The 15,812-nt window shown below is 66.9% G+C and carries 16 protein-coding genes; 4 read left to right on the top strand and 12 right to left on the bottom strand.

The genetic code is table 11. From position 1 onward, the window contains the following. Positions 1-120: 120 nt before the first annotated feature. Together NRG74_RS03355 and NRG74_RS03350 are read left to right on the top strand one after the other, a co-directional pair. Entirely contained in the window at positions 121-636 is a 516-nt protein-coding gene (locus NRG74_RS03355) for a DUF4142 domain-containing protein (protein ID WP_064308265.1), read from the top strand. 389 nt (positions 637-1,025) lie between these two features. Continuing rightward, positions 1,026-2,237: an MFS transporter gene (locus tag NRG74_RS03350; protein WP_064308266.1), complete on the top strand. Its 1,212-nt coding sequence runs from the start codon at positions 1,026-1,028 to the stop codon at positions 2,235-2,237. A gap of 38 nt (positions 2,238-2,275) precedes the next feature. Here NRG74_RS03350 and NRG74_RS03345 read toward each other — a convergent pair whose 3' ends face one another. From NRG74_RS03345 to NRG74_RS03320, 6 genes are read right to left on the bottom strand one after another with little or no spacing between them, the layout of a single operon-like run. Next, the gene (locus NRG74_RS03345; RefSeq protein ID WP_160923521.1) at positions 2,276-2,848 is read right to left on the bottom strand and encodes a GNAT family N-acetyltransferase; all 573 of its coding nucleotides are present in this window, start codon (positions 2,846-2,848) and stop codon (positions 2,276-2,278) included. Beyond that, positions 2,845-3,381, bottom strand: coding sequence for a GNAT family N-acetyltransferase (locus NRG74_RS03340; RefSeq protein ID WP_257705698.1), 537 nt, complete (start codon positions 3,379-3,381; stop codon positions 2,845-2,847). The genes NRG74_RS03345 and NRG74_RS03340 overlap by 4 nt, the downstream gene beginning before the upstream one ends. Beyond that, positions 3,378-5,030, bottom strand: coding sequence for an ABC transporter ATP-binding protein (locus NRG74_RS03335; RefSeq protein ID WP_257705697.1), 1,653 nt, complete (start codon positions 5,028-5,030; stop codon positions 3,378-3,380). Before NRG74_RS03335 ends, NRG74_RS03340 begins: the two co-directional genes overlap by 4 nt. Then, positions 5,027-6,484, bottom strand: coding sequence for an ABC transporter permease (locus NRG74_RS03330; protein WP_257705696.1), 1,458 nt, complete (start codon positions 6,482-6,484; stop codon positions 5,027-5,029). Before NRG74_RS03330 ends, NRG74_RS03335 begins: the two co-directional genes overlap by 4 nt. 5 nt (positions 6,485-6,489) lie before the next feature. Next, positions 6,490-7,467, bottom strand: a complete 978-nt coding sequence (locus NRG74_RS03325; RefSeq protein ID WP_257705695.1) for an ABC transporter permease — start codon at positions 7,465-7,467, stop codon at positions 6,490-6,492. Next, positions 7,464-9,695, bottom strand: coding sequence for an ABC transporter substrate-binding protein (locus tag NRG74_RS03320; RefSeq protein ID WP_257705694.1), 2,232 nt, complete (start codon positions 9,693-9,695; stop codon positions 7,464-7,466). The genes NRG74_RS03325 and NRG74_RS03320 overlap by 4 nt, the downstream gene beginning before the upstream one ends. A gap of 87 nt (positions 9,696-9,782) precedes the next feature. On the opposite strand from NRG74_RS03320, the gene NRG74_RS03315 reads away from it, so the two are divergent. After that, positions 9,783-10,304, top strand: a complete 522-nt coding sequence (locus tag NRG74_RS03315) for a cupin domain-containing protein (RefSeq protein WP_257705693.1) — start codon at positions 9,783-9,785, stop codon at positions 10,302-10,304. Then, a complete protein-coding gene (locus NRG74_RS03310; RefSeq protein WP_257705692.1) occupies positions 10,295-11,125 on the top strand; it encodes a GNAT family N-acetyltransferase in 831 nt (276 codons plus the stop codon). The genes NRG74_RS03315 and NRG74_RS03310 overlap by 10 nt, the downstream gene beginning before the upstream one ends. A gap of 357 nt (positions 11,126-11,482) precedes the next feature. On the opposite strand, the gene aroQ is transcribed toward NRG74_RS03310, so the two are convergent. Genes aroQ through NRG74_RS03280 form a run of 6 tightly spaced genes read right to left on the bottom strand, consistent with a single transcriptional unit; the run spans position 11,483 to position 15,791 of the window. Further along, positions 11,483-11,929 carry a type II 3-dehydroquinate dehydratase gene (gene aroQ / locus NRG74_RS03305; RefSeq protein WP_017642162.1) on the bottom strand — a complete coding sequence of 149 codons (447 nt, stop codon included), beginning with the start codon at positions 11,927-11,929 and terminating at the stop codon, positions 11,483-11,485. An 8-nt stretch (positions 11,930-11,937) separates the two neighbouring features. Then, the gene (aroE, locus tag NRG74_RS03300) at positions 11,938-12,756 is read right to left on the bottom strand and encodes a shikimate dehydrogenase (RefSeq protein ID WP_257705691.1); all 819 of its coding nucleotides are present in this window, start codon (positions 12,754-12,756) and stop codon (positions 11,938-11,940) included. After that, a complete protein-coding gene (locus NRG74_RS03295; RefSeq protein ID WP_257705690.1) occupies positions 12,753-13,985 on the bottom strand; it encodes a CaiB/BaiF CoA transferase family protein in 1,233 nt (410 codons plus the stop codon). The genes aroE and NRG74_RS03295 overlap by 4 nt, the downstream gene beginning before the upstream one ends. Beyond that, the gene (locus NRG74_RS03290) at positions 13,982-14,440 is read right to left on the bottom strand and encodes a MaoC family dehydratase (protein ID WP_257705689.1); all 459 of its coding nucleotides are present in this window, start codon (positions 14,438-14,440) and stop codon (positions 13,982-13,984) included. Before NRG74_RS03290 ends, NRG74_RS03295 begins: the two co-directional genes overlap by 4 nt. A gap of 8 nt (positions 14,441-14,448) precedes the next feature. After that, the gene (locus NRG74_RS03285; RefSeq protein WP_257705688.1) at positions 14,449-14,844 is read right to left on the bottom strand and encodes a VOC family protein; all 396 of its coding nucleotides are present in this window, start codon (positions 14,842-14,844) and stop codon (positions 14,449-14,451) included. Then, positions 14,841-15,791: a ketopantoate reductase family protein gene (locus tag NRG74_RS03280; RefSeq protein WP_257705687.1), complete on the bottom strand. Its 951-nt coding sequence runs from the start codon at positions 15,789-15,791 to the stop codon at positions 14,841-14,843. Before NRG74_RS03280 ends, NRG74_RS03285 begins: the two co-directional genes overlap by 4 nt. Positions 15,792-15,812: the final 21 nt, after the last annotated feature.

Here is a 15,812-nt window from a genome sequence, read left to right as displayed (position 1 = left end):
GGCTTCGCAGCGTTTTCCAGGGAACGTATGACTTTTTAGGCAGGTCCCATTTTGCAGGCGCCTTCACTGCCCTGCGGTGATGCCCTTCCCTAACTGCCCAAGAAAATCAGGAGCACGTCCATGACGCCCATGCTGAAGAAAGCCTCCAGCCTGTCCCTCGCCATCCTGCTGGCTGCCGGTGCCGGTCTGGCCCAGGCCGCTGACAAGCTGTCTCCGGCCGAATTCGTCGACGACGCCTCGGCCAAGGGCATCGCCGAGATCGAAGCAGGCAAGCTGGCCCTGGAAAAGAGCAAGTCCCAGGACATCAAGACCTTCGCCCAGAGCATGATCGACGACCACACCAAGGCCAACGAGCAACTCAAGAGCCTGGCCCAGGAGAAGAAGCTGAAGGTCTCCACCGACGCCGAGCTGATGGACAAGGCCAAGGCCATGATCCTGCAGGTGCGTGACGACTCCTTCGATCGCTCCTACGCCAACAATCAGGTCGTGGCCCACGAGCAGACCATCGAGATCTTCCGTAACGAAGCCAAGACCGGCGATGACGCCGCGCTCAAGGCCTTCGCCGAGAAGACCCTGCCGAAGCTGGAGCACCACCTGCAGGAAGCCAAGGCGCTGCAGACCAAGTACGCGAAGTAACAGCGGCGGATCGTAGGTTGGGTTGAGACGACGCTATCGTCGAAGCCCAACAGTGCCATGAGCCAGCGGCACTGTTGGGCTTCGCGCCGCTCAACCCAACCTACATCGACGGTCGCGACCATGGCACGGCGCTGTAGAGCGCCAATAAAGGGCGAAGGTCTGGAGCAGCGCCCAATCTTTGGGCGACAACCTACCCCTGATACCCACCCCCGATCCTCCCAGGCGCGATCTGGCCAGGGCTCGGACGACTTGGCTTCGCTCTTGCAAAGACCCGGATAGCGGTGGCCAACGGCGGTCACCTTACCGACAAAGGCGTCAGTTCACCTCCCGGCAACGGGCAAGGGGGACTGGCGCCTTTTTCATGCCCGTGACGTGCCCGAGGTGCCTCCATGAGTCCCAGTTTCTGGAAAGCCGGCCATGCGCCGACCCTGTTCGCCGCCTTCCTCTACTTCGACCTGAGCTTCATGGTCTGGTACGTGCTCGGCCCCATGGCCGTGCAGATCGCCACCGACCTGCAACTGACCACCCAGCAGCGCAGCATGATGGTTGCCACCCCCATCCTCGCGGGCGCGGTCCTGCGGCTGATCCTGGGCTTCGTCGCCGATCGGCTGTCGCCCAAGACCGCCGGCATCATCGGCCAGGTGGTGGTGATTCTCGCCCTGCTGGTGGCCTGGCTGCACGGCGTACACAGTTATGAGCAGACCCTGCTGCTGGGGCTGTTCCTCGGTTTCGCCGGGGCCTCTTTCGCCGTGGCCCTGCCGCTGGCGTCGCAGTGGTATCCGCCGCAGCATCAGGGCAAGGCGCTGGGCATCGCCGGTGCCGGCAACTCCGGCACGGTGTTCGCCGCCCTTTTCGCCCCGGCGCTGGCCAAGGCCTTTGGCTGGACCAACGTGTTCGGCTTCGCGCTGATCCCGTTGATCCTGACCCTGGTGGTCTTCGTGCTCTGCGCCCGCAACGCGCCGGAACGTCCGGCGCCGAAGAAGCTGGCGGACTACGGTCGCGCTCTGAACGACCGGGACAGCTGGTGGTTCATGTTCTTCTACAGCGTGACCTTTGGTGGCTTCCTCGGCCTCGCCAGCACCCTGCCTGGCTACTTCCACGACCAGTACAGTCTGGATCCGCTGATGGCTGGCTACTACACCGCCGCCTGCGTCTTCGGTGGCAGCCTGATGCGGCCCCTGGGCGGCGCCCTGGCCGACCGTATCGGCGGTATCCGCGCCCTGCTCGGCATGTACACCGTGGCGGCCATCTGCATCGCCGCGGTGGGCTTCCACCTGCCCAGCGCCATGGCCGCCCTGGCCCTGTTCGTGGTGGCCATGCTCAGCCTGGGCGCTGGCAACGGCGCGGTATTCCAGCTGGTGCCCCAGCGCTTCCGCAAGGAAATCGGCGTCATGACCGGGCTGATCGGCATGGCTGGCGGCATCGGAGGCTTCGCCCTCACCGCCGGCCTGGGCGCGGTCAAGCAGGCCACCGGCGACTATCAGCTGGGCCTCTGGCTGTTCGCCGCCCTCGGCGTGCTCGCCTGGTTCGGCCTGCTCAGCGTCAAGCGCCGCTGGCGCACCACCTGGGGCTCGGCGGCCGTCACCGCGGCACGCGTCTGAACCAGGACCCGGCGGATCGATCCGCCGGGTTTCGTCGTTCAGGGGGCGGGACGCACATAGCTGGTCAGCACGTGATCCCGCCAGACCCCGTCGATCTCCAGGTAGCGCCGCGCCAGGCCTTCGCGCTCGAAGCCAAGGCTCTGGAGCAGATGAGCGCTGCGCAGGTTGTCCGGCAGATGGTTGGCCATGATGCGATTCAGGCCCAGCTCGGCGATGACGAAATCGCGGCCCAGGCGGACGGCATTGCGCATCAGCCCGCGTCCCTGCCAGGCTTCATCCAGGCCGTAGCCCAGGTAGCAGGCCTGGAAACCACCCCGGAATATCTGACTGAAATTAACCGTACCGATGACCAGCGGCCCTGCCCGCAGGACCAGGCGCAAATCGCTCAGGCCCGGTCCACCGGCACGATAGGCGGCCGCCTGGCCCTGCCACTGGGCCAGGGTATAGAAGCCATCGGAGCGCCGTGGCATCGACTGGGCCAGGTGCTGGCGATTGCGCCGATAGTAGTCGGCTACCGCGGCGGGATCGGCGAGGGTCAGGTCGATCAGCTCCACCGCCTCGGTCACGGTGAAGCGAGGTGGATACTGCAGCGGAATGCTCAGGGCGGTCATGACCTGACCTGCGGCGGCAATTCGTAGACCCAGGTGGCGCAGCGCTGCCCGTCCGGGCCATCCCGATCGTTTTCCAGCACCCGGACGCGCCGGAAACCCACCCGTTCGGCGAGCCGTTGGCTGGAGTCGTTGGCGGCCGAGGTGGTGAGATAGAGCCCCGCTTCGCCGCGCTGTTCGACGAAGTAGCGCAGCGCGGTGGTCATCAGGCCCTGGCCGGTATGCAGACTGTGCAGCCAGTAGCCGACTTCATAGCGCCGCCCGCCGTCCAGCGGGGTGAGTCCCAGGCAACCGAGCAGCTCGTCACCGCGCACCAGAAAGTAGCGCTTCTCGCCCTGGGTCAGGGTGAAGGCGCCACGGGCGGCGAGCAGGCTGTCGCGGGCCTGGGCGACCGTGGTGTGCTCCCGGGCCCAGCCGAGGAAGCGACGATGCTCGGCATAGCTCCAGTTCAGCGCCTCGGCGAAAGCCTCTGCCAGGCGCGGTTGCGGCCACACCAGCTCGAAGTCGGCCAGGGCGATGCGCGGTGGAAAATTCATGGCGAGGTCCCGAAATCCAGGCGCGGCACGGCGGCCAGCAGGCGCTGGGTCATGGCGTGAACCGGGGCGCGCAGCACCTGCTCGGCACTGCCTTGTTCGACGATGCGCCCGCCGTCCATGACCGCGATGCGATCGGCCAGGTATTCGACCACGCCGAAGTTATGGGTGATGAACAGATAGGCCAGCCCTCTCTCCGCCTGGAGTTCGCGCAGCAGGTCGAGGATCTGCGCCTGTACCGAGACGTCCAGCGCCGAGGTGGGCTCGTCGCAGACCAGTACCTGAGGTTCGACGATCAGCGCCCGGGCGATGGCGATGCGCTGGCGCTGGCCGCCGGAAAACTCGTGGGGGAAACGCTGCAGCGTATCGCCAGGCAGGCCGACCCGCTCCACCAGGGCCGCGGCGCGGCGCTGGCGCTCGGCAGCGTCCAACTCCGGCCGCAGGGCCAAAAGCCCCTGCTCCAGGGTGGCGCCGATGCGCATGCGCGGATCCAGGGAGGCGAACGGATCCTGGAAGACGATCTGGATCTGCCGGCGCAGCCGTTGCAGGGTACGTCTGTCGGCGGTGAGCAGGTCGTCACCGCCCAGGCGCGCGCTACCTTGGATGCGTGGGCCGTCGAGCAGCCGCAGCAGGGCCTTGCCGGTCGTGGTCTTGCCGCAGCCGGATTCGCCCAGCAGCGCCAGGGTCTCGCCGGCGTGCAGGTCGAAGCTCACGCCGTCCACCGCCTTGACCCAGTCGCGGGTCCGGCCCCAGGCACCGCGGCGGATCGGATAGTGCACGGCCAGGTCGCGCACCTCCAGCAAGCGGTCGCCCGGCTGGCGCTCGGGCAGGGTGCGTGGGCTACCGGCCAGGGTCTGGCCGCGTTTGGCGAAGGTAGGAATGGCGGCGAACAGCTCGCGGGCATAGGGATGCCGGGGCGCCTGGAAGAATTCCGCCGCCGGGGCGCTCTCGACGATCGCGCCATGGCGCATCAGGGCCACATGATCGGCCACCTGGCGCACCACCGCCAGGTCATGGGTGATCAGCAGGATGGCCATGCCCAGCTCGCGTTGGATGTCGGCCAGCAGGGTGAGAATCTGCGTCTGGACGGTGACGTCCAGCGCCGTGGTGGGCTCGTCGGCGATCAGCAGGTCCGGCTCGGCGGCCAGCGCCAGGGCGATCATGATGCGCTGCTTCTGGCCACCGGAGAACTGGAAGGGATAGTCGTCGATACGCCGCTCCGGCTCGGGAATGCCGACCCGGCGCAGCCAATCCACCACCCGGGCGCGCGCAGCGCCGCCGCGCAGCGGGGTATGGGCGCGCAGGGTCTCTTCGATCTGCTCGCCGATGCGCATGACCGGATTCAGGCTGGTGGCGGGTTCCTGGAAGATGGTGCCGACGCGCCCCCCGCGCAATTCGCGCAGGCGCCGCTCCGGCAGCCGATGCAGATCGGTGCCGGCCAGCAGCGCCACGCCGCGGGTGATGCCCAGCGAGGGCGGCAACAGGCGCAGCAGGGACAGCGCGGTGACGCTCTTGCCGCTGCCCGATTCTCCGACCAGGGCGAAGGTCTGGCCACGGGCGATGGCCAGCCCCAGCTGCTTGACCGCCTGGCGCGTGCCCTCCTCGCCTTCGACCAGGATCTCCAGGTCGCGGATTTCCAGCACCGGCGTCATGGCTGCACCTCGCCCTGGCCGGGTCGGCGTCTGCGCCAGGCGGACCTCAGCCGGCGACTGCGTGGATCGAAGGCGTCGCGCACGGCATCGGCGAACAGATTGGCGGCCAGCACCAGGGCCAGCATGAAGGCGAAGGCGCTGAGCAGATTCCACCAGATCATGGGGGTACGGGACATCTCAGTGCGGGCGTCGTTGATCATGGAGCCAAAGGAATTCATGGTCGGGTCCACGCCGATCCCCAGGTAGGACAGCACCGCTTCGTAGAGCACCAGGCTGGAGAATTCCAGGGTCAGGGTGATGAGCACCAGGTAGAAGACATTGGGCAGCAGGTGCCGACGCAGGATGGTGAAATGGGAGACGCCGAAGGCGCGCGCCGCCTGGACGTATTCCAGCTCGCGTAGCTTGAGCGCCTCGGCGCGCAGCAGCCGACAGAGCCCGGCCCAACCGGTGAGGCCGAGGATCAGGCAGAGCATGAACAACCGGAGGTCGGCGCGCGCCGCACCGGTGTCGAACAGCTCCGGGTGGCGGTCGATGAACACCTGCATCATCAGCACGCAGGCCGCCACCAGCAGCACCCCGGGAATGGAGGTCAGGGTGGTATAGAGATAGGTGATGACGTCGTCCACCCGGCCCTTGAAGTAGCCGGCGGCCAGGCCGAAAACGATCGCCGGCGGCAGCATGGCCAGGGTGGTCAGGCTGCCGATGACGAAGGCGGTGCGGATGCTCTTGAGCGACTGGTAGAGGACGTCGTTGCCGGTACTGTCGGTGCCCAGCACGTGATAGCCGCTGGCCAGGGCGATCACGCTGCCGGCCACCAGGCAGACGCCCAGCCAGGTCAGCAGGATGGCGCGCCAGGGGGTGGCGGTATGGCCGCGCAGGATGAGTCCGGTACGCACGGCGAAGCTGCCCCCTTCGCGCAGCCGCGCCGTTACCAGGGCCGCGGTAGCCAGGGCCAACACCAGACCACCGAGCAGGCCCAGCCCCAGGCGCCGGAGCACGTCGCCACGCCATTCGCGGGCGGGATCGCCCAGGGTGGTGCCGACGTGCTTGAGGCGCGGGAAGTCGCGCAGCGGCTGGCCATCGGCGCTGGTGCCCAGGGTTTCCTTGGTGAACTGGTGGGTGGCCAGGGGCGCGGAATAGGTCTTTTCGCGCTGGGTCAGGCTGGTGTCGGCCAGCAGGCCATCGAGGGCGGAGAGCACCGTGGGCGAATAGATCGGCGCCGTGGCACCGGGCGCGGCCGGCAGTTGTGGACGGTAGTGCACGGAATCCAGCAGGGCGATGGCGACGAAGCTGGCCAGCACCACGGCCGCGCTCATCGCTGGCGCGTCCTGCAGCACCCGTCGCCAACTGGCGCGCAGGGCCGGCTGACGACGGGCACGCCAGGCGTAAAACAGGCTACCGGCCACCAGCAGGTAGAGGGTGAGGTCGGTCCAGAGCAAGACGAATTTCGGCATGGCGGCTACCTGAAGCGAACGCGCGGATCGGCGAGGGTGTAGGACAGGTCCGCCAGGATCAGGCCGACGATGTAGAGCACCGACCCCAGGAACACCATGGTGCGGACCACGGCGAAATCCTGGCCGTTGATGGCGTCGATGGTGTAGCTGCCCAGGCCTGGGATGCCAAAGAAGGATTCGGCGATCAGGCTGCCCATGATCAGCAGCGGAATGGCCGAGACCACCCCGGTGAGGATCGGCAGCGCCGCATTGCGCAGCACATGGCGCAGGAGCACCTGGCGCTCGGCCAGCCCCTTGGCGCGGGCAGTGCGCACATAGTCCTTGCCGATCTCTTCGAGAAACAGCGCGCGATAGAAGCGCGCCTGGCTGCCCAGGCCGGAAATTACCGCCACCACCACCGGCAGCGCCAGGAAGCGCAACAGATTCCAGCCTTCTTCGTAGCCCGAATAGGGCACCAACCGCAGGATCTTGGCGAACAGCCACTGGCCGGCGATGATGTAGAACAGCGAGGAGATCGACAGCAGCACCACGCAGAGCACCACGCCCCAGAAGTCCAGCCGGGTGGCGCGAAAGTACACCAGCAGCAGGGCGAAACCGACGCTGGCCAGCAGACCGAGGACAAAGGTCGGCAGCGCCAGCGCCAGGCTTGGTCCGGCGCGCTCGGCGATCTCCCGGCCGATGTCGCGTCCGTTGTCGGCGGTGCCGAAATCGAACACCAGCAGACTGACCGACCGTTCGAAGAAGAGCGTATCGGTGAATCGCTCGACGCCTTCACGGGTGGTATTAATCAGCAGTGGCTTGTCGTAGCCGTGCTCCGCCTTCCAGTCCTCGATGGCGTCGGCGGTGACGTACTTGCCGCCGATGGCCAGGCGCGCCATGTCGTCCGGGGTATTGACGGTGAAGAACAGCACGAAGGTCAGCAGATTCACCCCGATGAGGATCAGCACGCCATAGGCCAGGCGTCGCAGCAGATAGCCGATCATGGCCGCTCCTCCCCTGCCGAGTCGCCAAAGGCGGTCTGCCGCTCGCGGCGCTTGAGGATGCGCCAGGCCGGCCAGACCAGCAGCAGGGCCATGCCCAGCAGCAACCACAGCGGCCAGAGCACCGGCTGGTTCCACTCCAGCACCTTGCGCTCGCGCAGGGCCGGGTCCAGGCGCAGGTAGCGCAGCTGGTCACGCACCATCTGGGTCGGCTTGGCGTTGTAGACCCACTGGTGGTAGGCGCCACCAGACAGGGGATTCCAGCCGAACAGCCAGGGCGCGTCCTGTTGCACGATGGCGACCATGCGCCGGATCAACGCCACCTTTTCCGGGCCGTCGTCGAGACTCTTCATCTGCTCGAACAGCCGGTCGAATTCGGGATTGCTGTAGTTGCCGGCATTCTCGCCCCCATGCTTGGCCTTGCCCTGGGGACCGTAGAAGAGAAAGAGAAAGTTCTCGGCATCGGGATAGTCGGCGTTCCAGCCCCAGAAGAAGATCTGCGCCGCACCCTTGCGCATCTTGTCCTGGAATCTGTTGTAGTCCGAGCCGCGCAGCTCCAGCTGGATGCCCAGCTTGGCGGTCTGCTGGCGCATCCAGTCGAACATGGCGCTGTCGCCACTGGTCTGGGCATCGTATTGCAGGATCAGCGGTCGCCCGCTCTGGACGTCGCGACCGTCGGGGTAGCCGGCTTCGGCGAGCAACCGCTTGGCTTCCTCGATGGGACGCCGCTCGGGCTTGCCGTCCACCAACCGATAGACCACGGGATTGGTGCCGGCCGGCGGCGGCTCATAGCCCAGCACGCCCGGCGGCAGCGGGCCGTTGGCGACCAGGCCGTTACCGTTGAGAAAGACGGTGATGTAGCTCTCCCAGTCGAAGGCGATGGACAGCGCCTGGCGCAACTTGCGATTGCGCGCCTGCTGCTCGGGCGTGGCGCCCTGCCCTACCACCGGATCCAGCCAGTTGAAACCCAGGTACCAGTTGGAGGCCTCCACCGCGGTGGGCAACTTTAGGCCACGTTCGCGATAGAGCTCGGCGGAGTCGAGCGAGTCGCCGGCGCGGGTGCGCAAGGCCACGCCGTATTCGCCGCGCTCGATCTGCGGCGCGTCGTAATAGCCCTGGATGAACTTGCCCATCAGCGGCACCCCTTCCTTTTCCAGGCTGAACACCGCCCGATCGATCAGTGGCATGGGCTTGCCGCAGTCGTCCAGCCGGCCCTGCTCGCGATCCTCGGCCTCGCCCTCGCCCTCGCAGGGATAGGGATCGGCGCGGTAGTTGGGATTGCGCTCCAGCACATGGCGGCGATTGGGGATGGATTCGGCGAGGCGATAGGGCCCGCTGCCCACCGGCCAACTGTTCAGGCTGAGATTGTGTTCGGCCATACCCGGCTGGCTGTAGAAGCGCTCCGCCTCCCAGGGCACCGGCGCGGCGAAGGTCATGGCCAGCCAGTAGTTGAACTGGGGGTACTTGCCGATCACCCGCAGGCGCAGGGTGTGGTCGTCCAGCACCTCCACGCCGGGCAGCTCGCCCTGACGCAGGTCGAGCCAGGGTAGCGGTGCGCCCTTGGGCAGGCTGGCGCGCAGGGCCTTGTCGGCGGCGCGCAGGCCGTCGCCAAAGGCCTGCATCCCTACCAGGTGCTCGGCGAAGATGGCGTAGCTGGGTGACACCAGCCGCGGACTGGCCAGGCGGCGCAGGCCATAGGCGTAGTCGGCGGCGGTGACGCCGCGGCTGCCGGTCTCGGGAAAGTGGGGAATCTGGTAGCGGTCGGCCAGGTCCTCGGGCGTGATCGGGAAATAGCGGTAGTGGCCCTGGGCATCGCGGGCAAAGGCCGGATGGGGCGCATAGCGGGCGTCGCGGCGGATGGGGATGTCATAGACGCTCTGGGCGATCTGCGCCGGCGGCGCATCGTCCGGCAGGCGCCGGCCCTGAGCGTCCAGGTAATAGGGTGCGACCACCCGCTCCGCGCCGCGGGGGATCAACTCATAGGGCCGCTTGAAATAGTGATAGCCATAGAGCGGCTCATAGATGTTGTAGGTGAAATTGGTCTCGTCGCCGGAATAGGAGCTGGCGGGATCCAAGTATTTCGGCGAGCGGGTGGTAAAGGCGGTATAGAGGGTATTCTGGCCCTCCGCCCCGGCGCGATAGGGGCTGTTGATCGGCGTATCAGCGGGTGAGCACCCCCCGAGCAGCACGAGGGTCGACAGCGCGAGAAGGTGTCTGGACAGTCTGGGCATCGCGTTCCGCTACCGAAAGAGATCTGGGCGGTGATGTCCGCCTAAACGACCAAGCTTGAGCTATTTTCCCGCGAGGCGCAGCACCCCATGCAATCCCGGAAAGATTTCGACAAGATCGTCCACTGGTCCCAGCTCCAGGCCCCCGACGGCCCGGGCTATCCCGGCAGTGACGAGCGCTTTTCCCTGGGCGCCGCCTTCGGCCGCCACTTCGGCTTCGCCCGCCTGGGCATCCACCATGAATGGCTGCCACCTGGCCGGCGTACCTCAAGGCCCCATGCCGAGGCCACCGAGGACGAATTCATCTATGTGATCGCCGGCCACCCCACCGCCTGGATCGACGGTCACGCCCACCGGCTCAAGCCGGGGGACGGCGTGGGCTTCAAGGCCGGCGACGGCGTCGCCCATACCTTCATCAACGAGACCGCGGAGCCGGTGGAGTTGCTGGTGGTGGGCGATACCAGCCGGGCGGACAATCGGCTGCATTATCCGCTGCATCCGGAATTCACCGCGAGTCTTGGGGATAAGCAGTGGCGGGACTGCCCTGAGCGGGAGCTGGGGCCGCATTTGGGTGAGGCGATGTCGCCACGAGAGGACGACGAATGCCCGTGAATCCGTTGCGACTCACTGCCTCCATTCGCGCCAACGCAGGACTCCTCACCCAGCTGCAATTGGCGCCCGATACCTGCCTCAGCTATGGCGAGCATCAGGTAGGAGTGCTCACACCGGACTGCCCTGCCTACTACTTCGGCAACTACCTCCTGCTGGATCAGCGCCCGACTGCCCAGCAGGTGTTGGCCTGGTCCGCGGACTTCGAGCAGCTGCTCGGCAGCCCACAGCCCCTGGGGCATCGTGCTTTCGTCTGGCCAGAGCCGCAGGGCAAGGAGCCACCGGCGGACCTGCCTTGCGGCTACGATTATCAGCGCCTGGTCTGGATGCGTCTCGCCGCCGATGCCCCGCAGCCCGCCTCGGTCCTGCCTGAAGGACTTCACGTCAGAACCTTCCAACACCCCGACGATTGGCAACATTGGCGTGAGCTCCAGGCAGAGGTGACTCCGGGCGCGGAACATCCAGAAGCGCACCGGCGCTATCTGGATTACCAGGCGCGACGCTATCGATCACTGAGCGACAGCGGCCTGGGCGACTGGTGGGGTGTATTCGATGGCGAGGAGCGGCTGCTGGCCTATCTTGGCCTCTATCGCCTGGGCCGACTGGGCCGGTTCCAAGCGGTTACCACGCGGGTGGACTGGCGTCGGCGCGGACTCTGCCAGGCCTTGCTCGGCACGGTGCTTCGGCACCAACGACATCACGTGGACGCCTTCGTGATCGTGGCGGAAAGCGAACATCACGCCCAACGGCTCTATGCCAAGGCGGGGTTCACCGTAGAGGGCGGCATAGGAACCCTGCTGTGGGCAGGTGCCGGCAGAGGATAGCAATTTGGCTCTCATGTTCAGGAAAACGTGCGCCTCCCTACCCGGATTTATCGCGGCCATGGGCCGCTCCTACACTGTAGGAGCGGCCCATGGCCGCGATAGCCCGTCTGCCTCCACGGCGAATGTTGTCCCCACGATTCTGGAGCGTGACAGGCCTGCCGGTGGAAGACGCTATGCGACTTCTACCCCATCGTTGCGCACCTGTTGGGCTTCAGCGATGGAGCCGCCTCAACCCAACCTACGCCGATGTGCTTTCGTAGGTTGGGCTGAGCGCAGCGAAGCCCAACATCGCCCGCCCAACGTGCGTGGGAGCCCCCCCTCTCCCTGTGGGAGAGGGTCGGGGTGAGGGTCGGCGGCTCAGGCTTTACGCGCCGGGGCCGCGCTCACTGCCGCGCGTAGCGCCAGCAGGTAGCTGTCCACGCCGAAGCCGGCGATCTGCCCCAGGACGATCTCGGCGAATACCGAGTGATGCCGGAAGCCTTCCCGCGCATGGATGTTGGACATGTGCAGCTCCACCACCGGCACGGTGAGGATCGCCAGGGCGTCGCGGATGCCGTAGCTGTAGTGGGTCCAGGCGCCGGCGTTGATCAGTACCGCGTCGACGCCCTCCTCATAGCCCCGATGGATGCGCTCCACCATCGCCCCTTCGTGGTTGCTCTGGAAGCTTTCCACCTCGACGCCCAGTTCAGCACCCAGGGCCGTTAGCCTGGCGTCGATCTCCGTCAGGGTCACGGTGCCGTACTGCAGCGGATCGCGCTTGCCGAACATGTTGTGGTTGATACCGTGCAGCATCAGGATCTTCATGGGTTCGCTCAGGTCAGGGGAAGGGTCAGCTGGTCGATGACCGGCCGGGTCTCGGGGCGCACGCCGCGCCACCAGGCGAAGGCTTCGGCAGCCTGTTCCACCAGCATGCCCACGCCGTCCGCCAGTTGCGCCACGCCTTGTTCGCGGGCCAGGCGCAGGAAAGGCGTCAGCCCCTTGCCGTAGGCCAGTTCATAGGCCAGCGCCGCCTGGGTGAAGACCCCGGCCGGTACCGGCGGCAGTTCGCCGACCAGACTGGCCGAGGTGGCATTGATCACCAGATCGAAGGTCTCCCCTTCCAGAGCCGCGTAGCTCCGCACGCTCAGCAGCGGGTGCCCGATCTCCTGGGCTAGCTCAGCCGCCTTCCGCCCATCGCGATTGGCCATCACCAATTCGGTCGGTCCGGCGGCGAGAAAGGGCAACAGGGCGCCACGCACCGCACCACCGGCGCCCAGCAACAGCACCCGCGTGCCGGCCAGGGGCTGGCCGAGGTTGACCTCGATGTCGCGCAGCAGGCCGATGCCATCGAAGTTCTCCGCCAGCACCTGCTCGCCCTCGAACTTCAGCGTATTGGCCGCCCGGGCCAGACGTGCCCTCTCGCTGGACTCGGTGGCCAGCTGGAAGGCCTGCAGCTTGAACGGCGCGGTCACGTTCAGGCCCTGCCCGCCCTGGGCGCGAAAGCGCTGCACGTCGCCGGCGAAGTCCTCCGGCGAGCCCTCGATGGCGCCGTATTCCAAGTCTTGCCCGGTGGTGGCGGCGAACAGGCTATGGATCAGCGGCGACTTGGTGTGGTTGATCGGGCGGCCGATCACCGCGTAGTGGTTGGTCATGCGCAGGGCTCCTGACTGAAGAGCACGCCGTCGGCCTGCAGCCGGGCGATCTCTTCCGCGCTGTAGCCCAGGCTCTGGGCCACCACGGCATTGTGCTCACCGAGATCCGGCGCCACCTGCTGGATGGTGGTGTCGCACCCGGAAAAGCGGAATGGCAGATTGGGCATGCGCAGGGTGCCGAAGCGCGGGTGATGCTGCTCCTGAATCATGCCGCGCGCCTTGATCTGCGGATCCTCGATCACCTCGTCGATGCGCTGCACCTTGGCACAGGGCACGTCGATCTCGTCGAGCAACTCCAGCAGCCGCGCGACCGGATTGGCCGCCACCCAGGCCTTGACGATGGGCAGGATGGCTTCGCGATGGGCATTGCGGCCGGTGGAGGTGTGGAAGCGCAGGTCGCTGCCGAAACCGGGCTGGCCCGCGTCCTGCTCGACCAGGGCGGCGAAGCGCTTCCAGGATTCGTCCACCTGGGCGGCGATGACCAGGTCGCCGTCCTGGGCGCGAAACACGCCATAGAGGGTCGAGGTGGGCATGTCATGACCTGTCTGCTGCGGCAGGATCTCGCCGCCGGACAGGGTGTAGCACTGCACCGCGTATTCGTGCATCGATACCAGGGTGTCGTACAGCGCCATGTCGATGTGCTGGCCGCGCCCGCTGGTGACCCGGCCCAGCAGCGCCGCGTTGATGGCGGCCACCGCGTGGACGCCGGTATACATGTCGCCCAGGGAGATGCGCAGCAGCGGCGGCGCCTCGCCCGGCGTGCCGACCATCTGCATGATGCCGCTCTTGGCCTCGGCGATCAGACCGAAACCGGCGCGATGGGCGTCGGGTCCGGTGTGGCCATAGGCGGAAATCGAGCAATACACCAGTCGCGGATTGCGCGCAGACAACTCCGCATAGCCCAGGCCGAGCCTGTCCAGGGCGCCGGGCCGGTAGTTCTCGATGAAGACGTCGGCGCTGTCGCACAGCTGCTGCATGAAGGCCTTGCCGCGCGGGTCCTTCATATTGACGCTGACGCCCTGCTTGCCCATGTTGAGTTGCAGGAAATAGCCACTCTGCTGGTCATCCAGGACGAAGGCGTGCTGGCGACCGGCATCGCCGCTGCCAGGGCGCTCCACCTTGATCACCTCGGCGCCCAAGGCCGCCAGGCAGCGCCCCACATAGGGGCCGGCGAGGAAGTGGCTGTAATCGATGACCCTCAGGCCTTGCAGTGGCAATGGCTGGCTCATACCACGCCCTCCCGCCGCGGCACCATCAGCCGGTGTTCGCCGCGCTGAACCACTTCCCCCTTCTGGTTGATCAGCTCCGAGGGCAGCACCACGATGCCCCAGCCCGGCTTGCTCTTGCTCGGGCGCATGGCGCCCACGCGCAGCCTGACGTGCAATTCGTCGCCGACGCGGATCGGCAGCAGGAAGTCCCAGGTCCAGCCCAGCGACATCCCTGGCAGGAAGCGGTAGTCGCATTGGGTCTTGAGGCCGTCGGCGATGGACAATCCCATCAGCCCGTGGGCGACCAGGCCGCCGAAGTGACTGGCATTGGCATAGGCCTCGTCGACGTGAACCGGGGTGTGGTCGCCGGTGAGGTCGGCATAGGCCAGGATGCGCTCCTTGGTGACCTGGTAGGTCGGCGTGATCGCCTCGTCACCTTCGCGGGCATCCTCGAAGTATCTTTCTGGTACGGTCATGGTCGCTGTCACTCGGCTTGACGGGCGTTGACGGCCAGGGCGTCGTGCACGGCGCGGGCCGGCACGGCCTGGATGAATTCCAGCGCCAGGCCATCGGGCAGGCGCAACCAGTTGGGGCCCTGGGGCAACTGCTCCACCCCCTCGAAGCGCCGGGCGGCGGCCAGGGCGGCATCGAGGTCCTCGCACATCAGCCCCAGGTGGCCCAGGCGCCCTTCCGGGCCTTCGAAGTCCGGCTTGCTCATGAACTGCATGCCACCCAGCGTCCAGTACTGGCTGGGCGCCTCTACCGTGCCCTGCACCTCGCGCAGGGTCATGCCGAACACCTCATGGAAGAAGCGGATGTGCCAGTGGATGTCCTTCACCCAGATGGCCACGTGTTCCAGATAGGCCTTGGGAATGCTCATGCTGTCGCGTCCTCTTGTAGTCGGTCGGCCAGGGCGCGCTCGATGCCCTTGATGCAGGCGACCAGGGTGGCGTTGACCGGCGTGGGCACGCGGTACTGCTGGCCGAGCCGCACCACCGCGCCGTTGATGAAGTCGATTTCGGTGATGGAGCCCTTCTGCAAGCTCTGCAGCAGGGAGGTCTTGAAGGACGGCGGCAAGCCTTCGCGCGCCAGCTCCCAGGCCGCCTGCGGCTCGCGCAGGCCGAGCTCGACGCCGGCCGCGCGCGCCACCGCGATGGCCTCGGCGACCGCCTGCAAGGCGGTGTCGCGCAGCTGCGGCTCGCTGTAGAGCTGGCCATAGGTGAGTTGGGTGATGCCGGTCAGGGCACCGGTGGCGACGTTGACCAGCAACTTGTCCCAGAGGGTGCCGCGGATGTTGCTGCTGACCGTGGTGGCCAGCCCGGCGTCCTCGAAGACGGCGGCAACGGCCTGGACGCGTGCCGAGAGCTGACCGTCGAGTTCGCCGATGAGCGTGCGCTTGCCCGCCACCCCGCTACGGATCCGCCCGGGGCCGAGCAGCACGCCGCCGACATAGGTCTTGCCGGCGATCACCCGCTCCTGGCCGACGATCTCGGCCAACAGTTCTTCATGGCCGAGGCCGTTCTGCAGCGACAGCACCAGGGTGTGGGGACCGACCAGCGCCTGGGCCTGGCTCATGGCCGCGGTGGTGGCGAAGGACTTGACCAGCACCACCACCAGATCCACTACCCCGACCGCCTCGGCACTGACCGCTGCCCGAACCTGAACCCGGCGCCTGCCAGCGGCGGTCTCGATGTCCAGGCCGTCGCGGATGACCGTCTCGATATGGGCATTGGGGCGGTTGAGCAGCCAGGTCTCATGCCCCGCCTCGCTCAACCAGGCACCAAAGGTGCTGCCCAGCGCGCCGGCCCCGAGGATGCAGATCTTCATGGGAGAGGACTCCTTGTTTTC

The organism is Pseudomonas oryzihabitans, assembly GCF_024652905.1.
GTDB classification, from domain to species: domain Bacteria; phylum Pseudomonadota; class Gammaproteobacteria; order Pseudomonadales; family Pseudomonadaceae; genus Chryseomonas; species Chryseomonas benzopyrenica.
Note: the sequence above shows the minus strand (reverse complement) of the source record. Positions and strands in the feature narration are given on the sequence as shown.